The organism is Pantoea sp. BS_8, from assembly GCF_041954965.1.
Classification (GTDB): domain Bacteria; phylum Pseudomonadota; class Gammaproteobacteria; order Enterobacterales; family Enterobacteriaceae; genus Pantoea; species Pantoea stewartii.
The window spans coordinates 120,749-134,738 of the sequence record NZ_JAVAXU010000003.1 but is presented as its reverse complement, the minus strand read 5'-3'; the positions used below and the strand labels follow the sequence as shown (position 1 = coordinate 134,738).

The window sequence follows — 13,990 nt, the reverse complement described above, 5'->3', positions numbered from 1 at the left end:
TACAGTTATCTCGACGTGGAGGTTGCAGGTTGAATCAAGGTTTGGGGCGGCCAGACGCGTTTGGGCAGCCAGGCGGTGACGACCAGCAGCAGCAGCGCAAAACCGATCAGCAGCAGCCAGGTATCACTCAGGCCGAGCACCAGCGCCTGGTGCTTTATCTGGGTAGCAAAGCCGCGCAGATTCTCGACGGAACTCACGCTGCCATCGGGCAACAGCGGAAACTGACTGCTGGCCTGACTGCTGTTGGGGGCGGTCATCAGCCACGGCCTGCTGCCCGCCTGGTTGACGAGGATACTGGAGTGAAACTGTTCACGATGGCTGACAAACCATGACACCAGGGTAGAGGCCGCAATGCTGGAAAACCCGCGTACCGTGTTGAACATCGCCGAGGCAAAAGGTCCTTCAGGCGGTGCTACCACGCTGGTCGCGCTCATCAGCACGGGCAGAATCACCATCGGCTGGCCTACGGCCTGCAACGCCTGAATCAGCCAGAAGTTATCCCGCGCCCAGTCCGTTGTGATCTGCATACCGAGCAGGCAGGAGGCAATCAGGAAGCACAAGCCCACTGCCAGCATCCAGCGACAGTCAATCCAGCGGATATTCAGCAGGGCGGCAAGCAACGGTGCCACAATGAGCTGGGGCAACCCAATGGTCAACGCCAGCGGCGCGAACTGGGCGATACGAAAGCCATCGACCTGGGCAAAATAGCTGGAAGGCAGGGCAGAGCCGGACAGCGACACGATCAGGACGCCGGCCAGCACCAGCAGGCCGTGCAGCAGGTTAGGTCGCCGCAGCATCTGCAACTTAAACAGCGGCAGGGGATGTAACCACTCATTGATTAAAAAGACGATGAGTAACGGTACGGCGGCCAGCAGCATAGCGGCAATCAGCGGAGAATCCAGCCAGTCAAGCCGTTCGCCCTGGCTGAGTACCAGAATGATTAACGCCATCCCGCTACAGCCTGTGAGCATCCCGAACAGATCGATCTGCTGAAAACGTTCTGTGCGCAACGGATCCTGAGGCAATCCCCAGCCGGTTAATACGAGGGCTATCAGCATACCGGGCACAACCTGCCAGAAGACAAACATCCAGCTGACCTGATCGGTCCAGAAGGCGGCCAGCGACGCGGCCATATTCGGCCCGAAGGTGGCAGTAAGGGCATAGGCGCCTAATCCATAGAGCTTGAACGGCGGTGGCAGAAAACGCAGGGCGACGGTCATCAGCATCGGCGGCAGCGCGCCGCCAAAGAGCCCCTGGATCACGCGTAATGCCATAAACAGCACAGGATCGGTCATCAGCGGTAACAGTATTCCGGACAGCATAAAGCCGACCGAAACAAATAACGTAAAGCGGCGCAGGGAAAACGTCACCGCGAACCACGGCGCAATCATCATGGCGGCCACTTCGGCAGCCTGATAAGCCGAAACAATCCAGCTTCCGTCGTCGTAGCCCATACCGAGAGCAGCACGAATATCGGCCAGCGCAATATCACTGACGCGATCGTTGAGCCCGGAGGTCAGCGCCGCGATCCAGACGCCAAGCAGGCCCAGGGCGAGACGTAAGGTAAAGGGATGCAGCGGCGGCGCAGTGCCAGGCTGGGTCGTCATAGCAGGTGTCTCATTGTTTTTTTGGTTCGATGTATTGCGATGCGATACAGGCGGGGCGATATTACATGGCAATATGCTGTATTGCAATGTGGTACACGCTGTAAAACGTGCGCTTTTCGGGTTACAGTAAGCCAGCTCAAAAAGGACGACGCTATGACTCAACAATCATCCAGCCGCGAAGATGAAAAAACGGGCGGTATTCAGGTTATTGCGCGCGCGGCTAAAATTCTTAATGCTCTGGGCGAGCATCCCGGTGGCATGAGTCTGGGCGAAATCGCGCATGCGGTTGATCTGCCGCGTTCTACCGTACAGCGCATTGTGGCCGCGCTGGACAGCGCCGAACTGGTTCGAAGCAGTGGGGCGGGCGGATTGCGTCTTGGGCCAGCTTTACTGAAGCTGCTCGCCAGCGTGAACACGGATGTGGTCGATTTGGTCAAGCCGCTGCTGGAAAAACTGTCGGCGGATACCAATGAAACGGTCTCCCTGTCCCGCGCCAGTGGTGCGCAGCTTGCCGTCATTCATTATGTTGTGGCGTCGCGCGAGCTGCGGGTGGTTCCCCGTATCGGACTGGAGCTGCCGCTCTACAGCACCTCGGGTGGCCGCGCCTTGCTGGCGCTGGAAAGCGATGAAGACGTCCGGACGCTGGTGGGAGATGCCTGGCGCGAACTCACGGACAAGACGGTTAAGACGCAGGCAGCACTGTTAGAGATGCTTCGGGAAGTGCGTGAAACCAGCATTTCCTACGACCGTGGTGAAACCCTTGAAGGCGTTTCAACCATGGCCTTTGCGCTCGATACACTGTTTGGCCGCTTTGCGGTCTCCTTACTGGTGCCCACGGCGCGGTTTAAGAAGCATGAATCACGCTATCGTGAAGAAATGTTGCTGTGCAAACAGGCTCTGATTCGTGAAATTGGCAAAATTGCCGCTGTTGAAGGATGAGTGCTCAATGAAAACAGTATTAATGGCTATCGATAATTCACCGGTCGCGAAGAAAGTGGTGTCGTTAACGATCGAAGAAGCACAGGCGCATGATGCACAAGTGATTGTGCTGTGTTGTATCGATCCCGCCTATTCATCCTGTAGCCAGCCCATTGATATTGATGCCGGTGAAGATCCGGCAGATTTTGTGGCCGCGCAGGATGAGCAAAATACCGCTGAAATGGTGGTACGTCATGCCCTGGCACCCTTGCTCCAGGCCGGCATTAAGGCGCGAGGTATGATTCTGGCCGGCGAAGCGGCGGAGACAATCGTGGCCCAGTCCCAGCAGCTCAATGCCAGCATGATTATTATGGGGCGACGTCATTTATCGCCCTTTAACCGGTTATTAAAAGGATCTGTGAGTGCCGCTGTGGTTGAACGCGCGCATTGCCCGGTACTGATCGATGTGCGTAAGGATTAACAACGTAGTATGACTCTCCTGCTTTTTCTTACGCTGGCCGCCTTTGTGCTGCTGGCGATTATCATCGTTATGTTAGTCAGAACCACCCGGCTTAAAGCGTGGCAGGGCGTGGTTCTTTTTATCCTGCCGCTGTTGTTGTCGAATGTTTTATGGTTCAGCTGGATCCAGCCTCAGCAGCAGCAGGAGAAACGCTACGAGCGCGCGGCAGATTATATGGCACAGGCTACGGTATATCGGGTGCTGCGCACTCAGGAACCCGCGCTGTGGCAAATACTGACGCGCGATCTGGCGCGCAAACTGCGTGAAGGCGAACCCATGTTGCAGGCAACGGGCGAACTGCGCGGGTTGTTGACGGATGTGATCAATCAGCGCCTTATGCGGGGTACTGACGCGGCCGTATTGAAATATATTGGCGTCTCTGTGGAAGAAATGCAGACGCTCAATAAAATTGACCCGGGCCTTTGTTTTCAGTTTCTTTATCCGCAGGTGAAGGGCGGTATCAATCTGGTTGAAACTCTGCCCGCCAGCCTGAACCAAAAAGATGCCGATGCCACCGAGTATTTGCTGCTTAACAGTCTGGGGGACGAACAACCGCTGGACCGCAAGCAGGCGCAGCACGATCTCAAAACCATCGTCGACCATCTCTACCTGAAGTGGGGCAATAAGCTGCAACAGCTGAATATGCCTGCCGATGCCGCCGTTGATCGGTCTTCCATGTGTGCCATGTCTGTCGATCTTTATAGTGCCATCCTCGCACTCCCGGACAAGCAAGCCGCCAATCTGCTTCGTAGAATGATTGCGCTTTCAGGCGAAGGTTAAAAAGAAAAAAGCCCGCCAGTGGCGGGCGAAATGCTGAGAGAGGCTTTTTTTAGAGTAATTCCTGGTGTTGTTCGTGAGGCTTTTCACTGGAATCAGTGTCGCAGTTTATTGGCATAACCTGCCAGTTGTTTAACCGTATTGAATCAATTGGTAAAACTTCGTAAATACGCAGTTGTTCGCGTACTAATCCTATAGATGCGCATTTTGCAGCGCCTTACACTGCGTCAAAATGTGAGGAAATAAAATGAAAATGGCAATTATGGGTGCATTTGCACTTATTTTTCTGAGCGGTTGTACCGCCAGTAAACCCGGGGCGTTTGAACGTGTTGATGAAGATCCCAGTTCAAATACCGTACAATATCGTTTCGACCCGCTGAAAGTGAATCGTGATGCAATGGAAATTGATATCGCGAATTACTGCAGCAATAAAGGTTTTGATAAAGTAGAGTCACTCCCTGTTCAGGACAGCACAATACCAGGTTTAAAGAAAACCTGGTATCAGTGTAATTACGCAGTGAAAAGTTAATGAATAAATGAGGTGGGATTATATCCCACCTTCTTTTTATATTATGCTGTGTGAAATCTTTGCCCTTCAGTGAATATCATTTTGTTTTATGCCTCCTTTCTGCTGCGCTGGAACGTCTGCGGATAACGCCTCCTGTCCAGGAGAAATAAAGGCTACCGACTGAGGGAACAGCGCGGCGGTAACGATATCTGGCATACGGCACCTCCTCTTTTTCAATACTCAGGATAATACGCCGAAAAAGTGCAGCAAAAATGCAGCCTGTGTAGAGTTATTTCGATAAATATGTCGCGATATTTCAAAAAAGAACGCGAAAAAGAGGGTGAGCGCATATTCCAATCGGAATAGACCGAATAGGTATTAATATGCGTGAGACCTGTCTTAAAAACAAGGCTGACGTGCATGTGTGAAGATGGAAATTAGCGCTACAGTAATATCAGGACAATTAAAGGGAGACAAACATGACGCATAGGGTAAAAAACGTTCTGCCGCTTCAGGCAGAGCTGGCAGAATGTCCGCTCTGGGCTGTGCAGGAACAGGTGCTGTGGTGTGTGGATATTCTGGCACCGGCCATCCATCGTTTCGATCCGGCGAGTGGTGAGCTCTCCACATTTCCCCAGGCAGAAGAAGTCGGATGCATCGGCCTGCGGGAACAGGGCGGTATCATTGCCGCACTGCGTAGCGGCGTCTGGCTGCTGGACGAGCAGGGGAAACCGCAAAAAAAAGTGGCGGATAATCCCGGTATCGCCGGGAAAAGCCGCTTCAATGATGGCCGCGTGGATCCCTGGGGTAATTTCTGGTGCGGCAGTTTATGGGAGCCACAGGATAAAAACGGCGGCTTGCTTTGTCGCGTAACGCCTGATTTGACGCTTGAGGTGAAGGCACGCGACATCAAAATTTCCAATGGCGTTGCCTTTTCTCCTGACCGTCAGTGGATGTATCACAGCGATACGCCGAATGAAGTGCTCTATCGCTATCCGCTTGATGCTCAGGGCGAGCCGGGGCAGCGTGAAATCTTCCGGCGGTTTGATGCCCGTGGTGGCTTGCCCGATGGGGCGGCTGTCGACAGTGAGGGCTATTACTGGTCAGCCCTGTTTGACGGCGGACGCGTCGTGCGTATTGATCCGCACGACGGTGAAATCGTCGATGAGATTACACTGCCGGTGAAATGGCCCACCATGGTGACGTTTGGCGGCAGCGATCTCAAGACGCTGTTCATCACCAGCTCACGCGAAAACCTCAGCGAAGAGGATCTCGCCCGCTATCCGCAGTCGGGCGATATTTTTGCGGTGGATGTCGACGTGGCCGGTATGGAAGAGCCGCGTTTTCGCGGCTGATGATGAGGGCCAGGCTTATCTGGCCCTGTAACGTTACTGACGCTGCAACAGCGGTTCATGGGCTGGCTGGCTCTGCGGCAGGCGGATAGTCAGTGACAGCACCAGTGATATAACCAGCAGGGTCATAATGAGGCTGAAAGTGACCGTAAAGCCGCCAAACAGTGAAGCCACCAGCGAACCCATTACGCTGCCAATGCCAAAGCCGAGATAAATCAGGCCATAATTTTTGGTCAGATTATTCAAGCCGAAAAAGTCACTGACCAGCGAAGGGAAGACGGTAATGGTGCCGCCGAAGCTAAACGCAATGCAGGCCAGGGACAGGAAAAACGTGGTTTGATTCATCTGTGTAAACAGCATCAGGCTCATACCGATCAGTGAAACCAGTTGGGCCAGTGAGATCACGCGAATACGCATCATTTTATCGGACAGCACGCCCAGTACTAACCGACCACTCAGGTTTGCTACCGCGATGACCGTGACGGCGTTAGCGGCGGTCTGGGTGCTGAGGTGAACCAAACCTTCCCCGATGTCTTTTGCAACGCCAATCACATACAGCCCGCTCATACAGGCAGTCAGAAACATCAACGCCAGCATCCAGTACTGTGGCAGACGCACCGATTCGGCCAACGTATACTGACGCGTCGCTTCTGCCTGGGTAGCTGACGCAGATTGCAGCGGCGCATCGCGCATCATCAGTCCGCCAGCAATAATCATCGCCATTGCCAGCAGGCCCCAGAGCACAAAGGTCTGTTCAAGCCCAAATCGTGCCAACAGTGCCCCGCAAATGAATTTAAATCCCAGACTTCCCAGACCGTAAGCGCCAATGGCGCAGGCCGATATCATGCCTTTGCGTTCAGGAAACCATTTCACACAGTTGGATAGCGTCATCAGATACCCTGCGCCATCGGCCAGACCTAACAACACGCCCGCGCTCAGGTACAGCATCATCAGATTATCTGCATGGGCGGTCAGCCCTAATCCCAGCGCCATCAATATACCTGCGCCGATAGTGACCTTACGGACGCCAAAACGCTCCTGCAGCTTGCCAGCCAGTGAAGAAGAGATGGCCAGCCCCAGGCTCAGTAAACCAAATGAAAATGCGATCTGGCTTACGGGCGCATCCAGTTTTTGCGCGAGCTGACCATTGAATAAGCTCCAGGTATAAACGGACCCCAGCGCTAACTGGGTTATCACCGTACCGATAAGTGTGAGCCAGCGTGTACGCTGGTGGGCAGTCTGTTGAGTCGCGTTCATTATGTTACTCCCAGGGGGAAACTGAATACTGGCGTCAGAATAACCAAAACCCCTACGCGCGAGGGCGGAAAGCGCATGAACGGAATGCAACGCGGAATGAAATGCTGTCAGGGCGGAATGAATGGCCGCGTGGGGTAAGTGTAACGAGGTGAGTCAAGGTAATGAAGGCAGGTAAACAGCAGTAAGGGAATGTTACGGCCAACCTGTTTTCCCGGCAGGCTTAGCATTTTTTTGCCAGGCTTAAAGTCCATTCAACAGGAGGAAATATGAAAGACCGGACATATGAATCCATCACCAGTGAGGATGAAGTTTGCTGCATTATCGGTCAGGCAGTGATCGAACTGAGCGCAGAACAGCAGCCTGTCACGAAATCTACCCTGGCACTGAAATTATTGTCAATGGCGGACCGCGACAGTGACGATGAGCGGGTTCTGCTCTACTGGATTGCGCGCAAAGCGATCAATCAACCCCAGCATCTTGTCAATGCGCAGCAAAAACGGGCATGACGCCCAGACAGGAAAGGGCGCCATGCCCGCTACGGTTCCGTTTTGTTTACACAGGACACATCACCGTAAAATCATGGTAGCGCCAGGGACGGCGAAGACGCATTCCGTCGCGCCCGGTGAGCACGACACCGTAAAACGTGACTTTCTCTGTGCATCGCTGCTCTCGCTTTCTCTGCTAAGAGAGGTCATTACCGCCAGTGCGAAGCGGCACGATAGCGAACCGAACATTTCCCACCTCCTCGCCTGCGATCACACTCAGACATACTCTGCACGCTGACAGAAACAGTTGACTATGGGACAAAGACACAAGTTTTCCTGTGCCCGGAGGCGTTATGCATTTCACATCCTTCAACTCAGCCTGCTTGCTGCTGGCGCTGACGTGTACGTCGTGCAGCCAGTCATCTTCTGGTCACATCCCTGCGGGTAAATGTGATGCGGAAGCGACCTACAATCTTCATTTGTCGCGCTTTGACGAAACGGCGCAACAGTTGGCGCACGGTACCGGGTGTTTTATCCAGACGGATTTGTCGCGCACTGGGGCTGTTCAGGTGAATCCTGTAGAGGGCACCATGACGCTTCGTGAAGCGCTCGGACAGGCTATAAAAGGCACGCCGTTGAAGATTGTGGCGCAAACGCCGGATGTCATTACTGTCGAAAAATAATCGCGAATCACGGAGGTCACACCATGCGCAGAGGCGCTGCTTTGCTTATTTTGTTGTTAACCGCATCAGTCTGCTATGCCGCGCCAGGGGGCAACGGTGGGGAAGGTGGAAATGGCGGAGCGGGTGGTATGGGAGGCACAGGCGGTAACGGCGGTGCGGGCGGTAACGGCGGAAGTATGGACAATCAACCTGGCGGTGCTGGGTTGCCTGGCCACAATGGTCAGCGCGGCATGAATGGTTGTCCCGGCGGTACTGCGCCCTCTCAGGACGGCAGATTTTATCTGCCCGGCACACATGAGCAATGTAATCCGGCGCATCCAAAGTCGCATCCTAAACGGCATCACATCGTATCGTCCGGGCAGATGGAACGAATCTGATGATCGGCTGGCCCCGCGCCTGTGTATCACCGGCTTGTGCGCAGGCAAGGCAGACATGCGCCGACAGGTCGGGCTGGTTCGTGGCTACGCACTAAGCGATTAACTGGCGCGTTCAGCAATCGCAGGGATGGGGTTGTTGCGGGAGAAAAGACAAACATGCATCACGCACTATTGCCCGTGGGCGGCCTTTTTTATCGCGCTGTGTTAACCGCGAAGGCGCAGGCGGTGCTTGCCGCACCCGGCCCGCAAAGCGCGGGGCGTTATCATCGCCACGGGCAACCGGCCTTGTATATGAGTCCGCTGCCGGAATGGTCCATCATGGCGGTATCGGGCTATATGCGTGAGGATGGCCTTTCACGCGTCCTGATTCCACTACGCCTGTCAGGGGCCTGGCTGGTAGATCAGCGCGATAAGGCTAAATGTGAGCAACTGGGAATCCTGCCAGAAGCCGCTGACGGCAGTTGGCGAACGGCGCTGCAGCAGGGGCGAATCCCGGATTCATGGCACAACGCAGATAAAGCCAGAGCAACAGGCGCGGATGGGATTATTGACCGTTCGCGTCTTATTCCCGGCGGCTGGCATATCTGTCTTTTTCAGTGGAACACGCCTTCTGCACCACGCGTGGCGGTAAGCGGCAAGCCCATCCCGATCACGCTTTCACCGGCTGGCCCCAAGTGGGGATTATAGTGCGGGCAAATTAAACCAAACCTGTCCCACGCTGCGGTCGCAAATAAACCGACGCTCGCTGCGGACTGGCTCTCATTTCACAGAGACCTGTTTATCCGCGGCCAACTCAGAGAACCGTTGCCGATGTTTGCCGCGTCGGTTTCCTTCATTCCGTCACCGCCGCTGAGCGGTCAGTTGACCCCGTCGCGATGCCCGTTATCCTGCTGAGCAACATTATGCAGGACCATGGCGGCGGCTCCGAATGCGACCGTATCCGTGGCCGCGACGTCCGGCAGACAGATTTCAGGCTGCACGACAGGTGTGCCGTTTAACGTATCCACAGTGGAAAAGTCGAGCCAGGCCGCAAGCCGTTCACGCACCATCTGCGGAAGTGTCCCACCCAGATAGATCGCCGCTGGCGCGAGGACCGCATTCAGCATAAAGCCCAGCCGGGCGATCTCCGGGCCAGTACGTGCGATCCATTCGTCGAGAACCGCTGTGTTTTCGCTAAGAAAATGGTGCCAGACAGCCTCAGCGCGGCCTTCAGGTATCTGGCCAAGGCGATGCTTACACCACGCCGCAAGGTCAGTAAAAGAGGGGCGGGGCCTGTCGAGTGGCAGCAGCAGCCCAATTTCGCCCGCATTGCCCAGATGACCGCGATAACGTTGTTTTCCCAGGATAAGGCCACTGCCGACGCCCTCTGACAGATAGAGATAGATAAAATCGTTATGATTAGCCGCATTACCCAGCGTCATTTCGCCCATGGCGGCAGCATTGGCATCATTTTCGATTAACACCGGACAGCCCAGAGCCTGCTGAATGGCTTCGAACAGCCCGGGTTCATCCCAGGAAAGCACTTCGGGAGCCAGATGGAGCGGAGCCTGACCGCGCTGGAAGCGCGTCGGCATGGCAATGCCTGCGCCAATCAGTAAATGACCCGGTATGTGGTTTCTCTCAAGCAACGTTTTGTGGCCCTTCTGTATCTCTGAGCGGGCGCGGGCAAAGGTATCATAGTGGCCGGTCAGTTCAATTTCGTCGACCCGTTTCCCTTTGAAATCAAGCAGCATCAGCGTAACAGAGAAGCGGCTGGCATGAATCCCAACGGCATAGCCGATGGAGGAATTAAGCATCAGATCAATGTGGGGCGCGCCCCGGCCAGATGAACGCCGGGCTCCTTCGATGATGATACCTCGCTTGATGAGATCGCGGGTCATCATGCTGACGGCCGCCGCTGTCACCCCGCAACAATCGGCGATCTCAGCACGTGATGCGGCGTCGTTGCGACGCAGATAACGTAGTACGGCCGACTGGGTCGTGCCGATTCCTTCCCAATGCTTTGATGAAGTCAACGCATCTTCTCCCTGTCGTTTTCACATGGTCATGAACCTGTCATTTAAATAAATTAACTTACTTAAATAATAGGCACAACGGGAATAAACACCATGTCAAAAAAACTCACTGTCCTCGCCACCCTCGTGATGTCCGCGTTGTGTGTTGGCATGACCCACGCAGAAGAGATAACGATCAAACTCGCCACGCTCGCCGAGCGTAGCGCACCGAACCGCATTACCAACATTGAAGATGCAGCCGACATCATGAACAAGCAATTTAAGGCTGCGGGCGTCGACAAACATATTGTGATTCAGGCCAATAGCAGTGCTGTCAAAGGCTGGGACGACTTCGCCATGGATATGCTGAAGGCGATGTCCGTCGGACAAGGGCCGGATATCTATGTGCTGCCCCATGAATGGATTGGTCAGTTTGCGAAGGACGGCTATGCCATGCAAATGAACGATAAGATCGCGGCGGCACCGTGGGTCTATGGCGACATCCTGCCCGTCCTGTGGGCGTCGGCAAAGGCAAACGATGGAAAGATCTATGGCATACCGCAGGATGCTGAAATACGCATGTTTTTTTACAACAAAGATATGTTGAGAAAAATCGGCAAGGATGAAGCCTTTATCAACGCCATACCGGCCAGGGTGGAGTCCGGTGATTTTACACTGGACGATCTGACGGCCCTTGCCAAAGAGGTCGTGGACGGTAAAGCGGCTCAGTACGGCATGTTGCACCGGCCGAATGTCGGTATTGATTATCTGATGGTTTTTCAGTCTTACGGCGTGAAATTTATGGATGACAAGACCGGCAAGCTCATCTTCCCTAAAGCAGAAATGGCGGATGCGCTTGGCTGGTATGAGCGCAATGCGAAGCAGGGAGTGACGCCGGTCGATAACACGGCGATGAGCTGGGATGCCATTCAGAACGCGTTCAAGCAGGAGAAGGCCTTTATCTTTCACCAGGGCGTCTGGGCGGTTGCCTGGCAACTGGGCGACAAAAATGGCGCGGTCTGGCCGACAGACAAAGAAGGGTATTTTCATAAGATAGGCTGGATCCCGGCGCCTGCGGCCAAAAAGGGCGGTCAGCCCTCAAACCTGTCGCATCCGCTTCTCTATACGGTGAACGCCAAAAGCAAAAATGCTGACATTGCTGCCGAACTGGTGGCACTGGCGACGTTGCCTTATTTCAACAACGAACATGCTGTGACGTCCTATCACACGGCCATCAGCAACGCGCAAACGGCGATGCCGAAATACCGCGATAACTGGGTGCTGTCAGCCGCTTCGCCCATGATGGTACATGCGAAGTTCGTGCCTAATCATATCCAGTTTGGCAGCTATAACAAGGTACTGTTCAGCGGTCTCCAGGCGGTTGAAACAGGAAAAATGACGGCAAAACAGGCCGTTGATTTTATCGCCGAAGAGCTCGAACTGCAGTTTGGCGACGATATAGAAATCCGGTCGTCTGTCGCCAAAAAATAGTGCTTAGCCTGTAAAGCGTCGCTTACTCTCCAGGGAGATGTGGTCATGTCTCAGTTTCAGCCTCGGGCGCACCGGCCGGCCCGACCTGTGTTCTATCTCGCGCCTGCTATCGCGCTGTTGGCCGTCTTTTTCCTGGCGCCCATTATCGTCAATACCGTCATCGCCTTTACCGATATGGGCGCTGATCTGCGGGTCGGTCACTTCACGCTGCAAAACGTCGAGCGGATTGTCTTACGCGATGCGCGCATGCCTGCGGTGCTGCTGACGACGCTGATTTATGTCACGGCGACGCTGTTTATTTTTAACGTCGGGCTGGGTGTCCTGTTGGCGATAACAACGACGGCCATTCCCGACAGGCTGGGTAATCTTTTTCGCGGTCTCTGGCTTTTGCCACGCATGTCGCCGGCCGTCCTCTACAGTATTCTGTGGATATGGGTTGCCGATCCTACGCCGTCTGGTTTGCTCAATCAGGTAACCGGATCCTTCGGTCTGCCGCTCATGAATCTGCGTAATGATTTCCCCTTGTTTCTCATCATTGTGGCAAATGGCCTGGTCGGGGCATCGTTTGCCATGGTCATTCTGACTTCATCCATTCGTTCCATCCCTGCACATCTTGCCAATGCGGCGCGAGTGGATGGGGCGAGCGAATGGGGCGTGCTGCGCTATGTAGTGGCCCCCGCACTGTCTCAGCCCATTCGGTTTATCACCATCTATCAGGGGCTCTCCTTGCTGACGACCTACGAGTACATTCTGCTCATCACCGGTGGCGGTCCCGTCTACGATTCGACGCCTTATGCGCTCTATATCTACCGTCGCGCCTTTGAAAATGGGGCTTACGCCTATGGCGCGGCGCTGGCGCTTGGCCTGATGGTGATCGGCGTAGGCGTGACCTTAATGCAATGGCGGGTCAGTAATATGCGCGCGACGTTTGCCGCGCCGAAAATCGAGGTATTGTGATGTCACTCGTTCCAAACCCGGCAGTGGCCAAATCGAAATGGGCGCGTCTTGAACGCAGAGGCACAATCAACCGTGTCGGCTTCCTTTCTGCGCTCATTCTCTTCCTGACGGTGATGTCAGTGCCGATTCTGCTGCCTTACCTCTGGCTTCTGGCCAAATCGCTGACCACGTCTGATGCGTCCGTCAGCCGGCTGGTTCTGTGGCGCACCAGCGCAATTGCGGGCGTCGCGTATATCGGAGCGATCGCGCTTGCTTTCCTGGCAGAGCGTTTACGCAGACCGGTATTGTCCTGGGCTGCGCTGGGGATCGTTGTGCTGCTGCTTGTGATGATTTTTCTGATGCCACACATGACGTTGCACAACTACCGTTTTCTCTGGATGCGCGACATCGCGAATACGGGCACCACGCGCGTGGACCTGATGCCATCGGCCTGGACGGCACTTGGAAGCTCGCTGATCTTTGGCGTTTCACAAACGCTGATTGTCACGATCGTCGCTACCCCAGCCGCCTACGCGTTATCGCGCTTTGCCTTTGCCGGGCGGCAAAATTTTCTGCGTGGCTTGCTGCTGTTACATGCTTTCCCCGCGCTGGCGCTCACCATCGCCATCTTTATCCAGCTTCACTTTATGGGCCTGCTCAACCATCTTTTCGGTGTGGTGATGGTGATGAGTGCGCTGGAGCTGCCTTATGCGATCTTCGTCCTGAAGGGCTTTTTCGACGCAGTGCCCTGGGATATTGAAATGAGCGCGGTGACCGACGGTGCGACCCGTTTTCAGGCTTTTCGTATGGTGGTATTGCCCCAGGTGCGTAGCGGACTGATTGCGATTGCCACCTTCACCTTTTTACGTGGTTGGGAGGAGTACGTTTTTGTCCAGACGCTACTTATCGACAAAAGCCAGATGACGATGAGCCTCTACCTGTTCTTTGTCGCACAGGATAATACGGGTGCGGATTACGGCATGATCGCCGCTGTGGGCATCATTTATTTACTCCCTGTGCTCGTTCTCTACACCTTTACGCAGAAATACATCACTCAAATGAGTTTTGGCGGTATCAAGGGATAA

15 protein-coding genes are annotated in these 13,990 nt (G+C 54.7%); 12 read left to right on the top strand and 3 right to left on the bottom strand.

Annotation, left to right across the window (positions count from 1 at the left end; genetic code table 11):
- Positions 1 to 5: 5 nt before the first annotated feature.
- Positions 6 to 1,607, bottom strand: a complete 1,602-nt coding sequence (locus tag RAC65_RS09485) for an MFS transporter (protein WP_058701248.1) — start codon at positions 1,605 to 1,607, stop codon at positions 6 to 8.
- A gap of 153 nt (positions 1,608 to 1,760) precedes the next feature.
- Here RAC65_RS09485 and RAC65_RS09480 point away from each other — a divergent pair, with 153 nt between their 5' ends.
- The 5 genes from RAC65_RS09480 to RAC65_RS09460 all read left to right on the top strand — a co-directional run bounded on the left by RAC65_RS09480 (position 1,761) and on the right by RAC65_RS09460 (position 5,685).
- Positions 1,761 to 2,546: an IclR family transcriptional regulator gene (locus RAC65_RS09480; protein ID WP_006120359.1), complete on the top strand. Its 786-nt coding sequence runs from the start codon at positions 1,761 to 1,763 to the stop codon at positions 2,544 to 2,546.
- A 7-nt stretch (positions 2,547 to 2,553) separates the two neighbouring features.
- Complete coding sequence (locus RAC65_RS09475) at positions 2,554 to 3,006, top strand: universal stress protein (protein ID WP_006120358.1); 453 nt, start codon at positions 2,554 to 2,556, stop codon at positions 3,004 to 3,006.
- 9 nt (positions 3,007 to 3,015) lie between these two features.
- Complete coding sequence (locus RAC65_RS09470) at positions 3,016 to 3,825, top strand: hypothetical protein (protein WP_033740770.1); 810 nt, start codon at positions 3,016 to 3,018, stop codon at positions 3,823 to 3,825.
- Positions 3,826 to 4,069: 244 nt separating this feature from the next.
- A complete protein-coding gene (locus tag RAC65_RS09465; RefSeq protein WP_006120355.1) occupies positions 4,070 to 4,351 on the top strand; it encodes a hypothetical protein in 282 nt (93 codons plus the stop codon).
- 458 nt (positions 4,352 to 4,809) lie between these two features.
- Positions 4,810 to 5,685 (top strand): SMP-30/gluconolactonase/LRE family protein, encoded by an 876-nt coding sequence (locus RAC65_RS09460; RefSeq protein ID WP_110268161.1) that lies wholly within the window; start codon positions 4,810 to 4,812, stop codon positions 5,683 to 5,685.
- A gap of 33 nt (positions 5,686 to 5,718) precedes the next feature.
- On the opposite strand, the gene RAC65_RS09455 is transcribed toward RAC65_RS09460, so the two are convergent.
- The gene (locus RAC65_RS09455) at positions 5,719 to 6,939 is read right to left on the bottom strand and encodes an MFS transporter (protein WP_375096630.1); all 1,221 of its coding nucleotides are present in this window, start codon (positions 6,937 to 6,939) and stop codon (positions 5,719 to 5,721) included.
- A gap of 266 nt (positions 6,940 to 7,205) precedes the next feature.
- Between RAC65_RS09455 and RAC65_RS09450 the strand changes: the two genes are divergently transcribed.
- From RAC65_RS09450 to RAC65_RS09435, 4 genes are all read left to right on the top strand, one after another.
- Positions 7,206 to 7,445 (top strand): hypothetical protein, encoded by a 240-nt coding sequence (locus RAC65_RS09450; protein WP_006120349.1) that lies wholly within the window; start codon positions 7,206 to 7,208, stop codon positions 7,443 to 7,445.
- A 332-nt stretch (positions 7,446 to 7,777) separates the two neighbouring features.
- The gene (locus RAC65_RS09445; protein ID WP_033740761.1) at positions 7,778 to 8,107 is read left to right on the top strand and encodes an STN domain-containing protein; all 330 of its coding nucleotides are present in this window, start codon (positions 7,778 to 7,780) and stop codon (positions 8,105 to 8,107) included.
- 96 nt (positions 8,108 to 8,203) lie between these two features.
- On the top strand, positions 8,204 to 8,341 hold the full coding sequence (locus RAC65_RS09440) for a hypothetical protein (protein ID WP_185199127.1): 138 nt from the start codon (positions 8,204 to 8,206) through the stop codon (positions 8,339 to 8,341).
- Between the two features lie 299 nt (positions 8,342 to 8,640).
- On the top strand, positions 8,641 to 9,171 hold the full coding sequence (locus tag RAC65_RS09435) for an RES family NAD+ phosphorylase (protein ID WP_058707743.1): 531 nt from the start codon (positions 8,641 to 8,643) through the stop codon (positions 9,169 to 9,171).
- Positions 9,172 to 9,341: 170 nt separating this feature from the next.
- Here the strand turns inward: RAC65_RS09435 and RAC65_RS09430 are convergent, their stop codons facing one another.
- Positions 9,342 to 10,499 (bottom strand): ROK family transcriptional regulator, encoded by a 1,158-nt coding sequence (locus tag RAC65_RS09430; protein WP_375096629.1) that lies wholly within the window; start codon positions 10,497 to 10,499, stop codon positions 9,342 to 9,344.
- 93 nt (positions 10,500 to 10,592) lie between these two features.
- On the opposite strand from RAC65_RS09430, the gene RAC65_RS09425 reads away from it, so the two are divergent.
- The 3 genes from RAC65_RS09425 to RAC65_RS09415 are packed head-to-tail and all read left to right on the top strand — an operon-like array spanning position 10,593 to position 13,990.
- The gene (locus RAC65_RS09425; RefSeq protein WP_006120344.1) at positions 10,593 to 11,969 is read left to right on the top strand and encodes an ABC transporter substrate-binding protein; all 1,377 of its coding nucleotides are present in this window, start codon (positions 10,593 to 10,595) and stop codon (positions 11,967 to 11,969) included.
- Positions 11,970 to 12,014: 45 nt separating this feature from the next.
- Positions 12,015 to 12,926, top strand: a complete 912-nt coding sequence (locus tag RAC65_RS09420) for a carbohydrate ABC transporter permease (RefSeq protein ID WP_033740753.1) — start codon at positions 12,015 to 12,017, stop codon at positions 12,924 to 12,926.
- Positions 12,926 to 13,990, top strand: a complete 1,065-nt coding sequence (locus tag RAC65_RS09415) for a carbohydrate ABC transporter permease (RefSeq protein WP_054633394.1) — start codon at positions 12,926 to 12,928, stop codon at positions 13,988 to 13,990. Before RAC65_RS09420 ends, RAC65_RS09415 begins: the two co-directional genes overlap by 1 nt.

Bases quoted from the DNA above. Each gene is read 5' to 3' on its own strand.
- RAC65_RS09450 (WP_006120349.1), top strand. From the start codon at position 7,206: ATGAAAGACCGGACATATGAATCCATCACCAGTGAGGATGAAGTTTGC.
- RAC65_RS09420 (WP_033740753.1), top strand. From the start codon at position 12,015: ATGTCTCAGTTTCAGCCTCGGGCGCACCGGCCGGCCCGACCTGTGTTC.
- RAC65_RS09425 (WP_006120344.1), top strand. From the start codon at position 10,593: ATGTCAAAAAAACTCACTGTCCTCGCCACCCTCGTGATGTCCGCGTTG.
- RAC65_RS09475 (WP_006120358.1), top strand. From the start codon at position 2,554: ATGAAAACAGTATTAATGGCTATCGATAATTCACCGGTCGCGAAGAAA.
- RAC65_RS09445 (WP_033740761.1), top strand. From the start codon at position 7,778: ATGCATTTCACATCCTTCAACTCAGCCTGCTTGCTGCTGGCGCTGACG.
- RAC65_RS09470 (WP_033740770.1), top strand. From the start codon at position 3,016: ATGACTCTCCTGCTTTTTCTTACGCTGGCCGCCTTTGTGCTGCTGGCG.
- RAC65_RS09485 (WP_058701248.1), bottom strand. From the start codon at position 1,607: ATGACGACCCAGCCTGGCACTGCGCCGCCGCTGCATCCCTTTACCTTA.
- RAC65_RS09480 (WP_006120359.1), top strand. From the start codon at position 1,761: ATGACTCAACAATCATCCAGCCGCGAAGATGAAAAAACGGGCGGTATT.
- RAC65_RS09455 (WP_375096630.1), bottom strand. From the start codon at position 6,939: ATGAACGCGACTCAACAGACTGCCCACCAGCGTACACGCTGGCTCACA.
- RAC65_RS09415 (WP_054633394.1), top strand. From the start codon at position 12,926: ATGTCACTCGTTCCAAACCCGGCAGTGGCCAAATCGAAATGGGCGCGT.
- RAC65_RS09435 (WP_058707743.1), top strand. From the start codon at position 8,641: ATGCATCACGCACTATTGCCCGTGGGCGGCCTTTTTTATCGCGCTGTG.
- RAC65_RS09460 (WP_110268161.1), top strand. From the start codon at position 4,810: ATGACGCATAGGGTAAAAAACGTTCTGCCGCTTCAGGCAGAGCTGGCA.
- RAC65_RS09465 (WP_006120355.1), top strand. From the start codon at position 4,070: ATGAAAATGGCAATTATGGGTGCATTTGCACTTATTTTTCTGAGCGGT.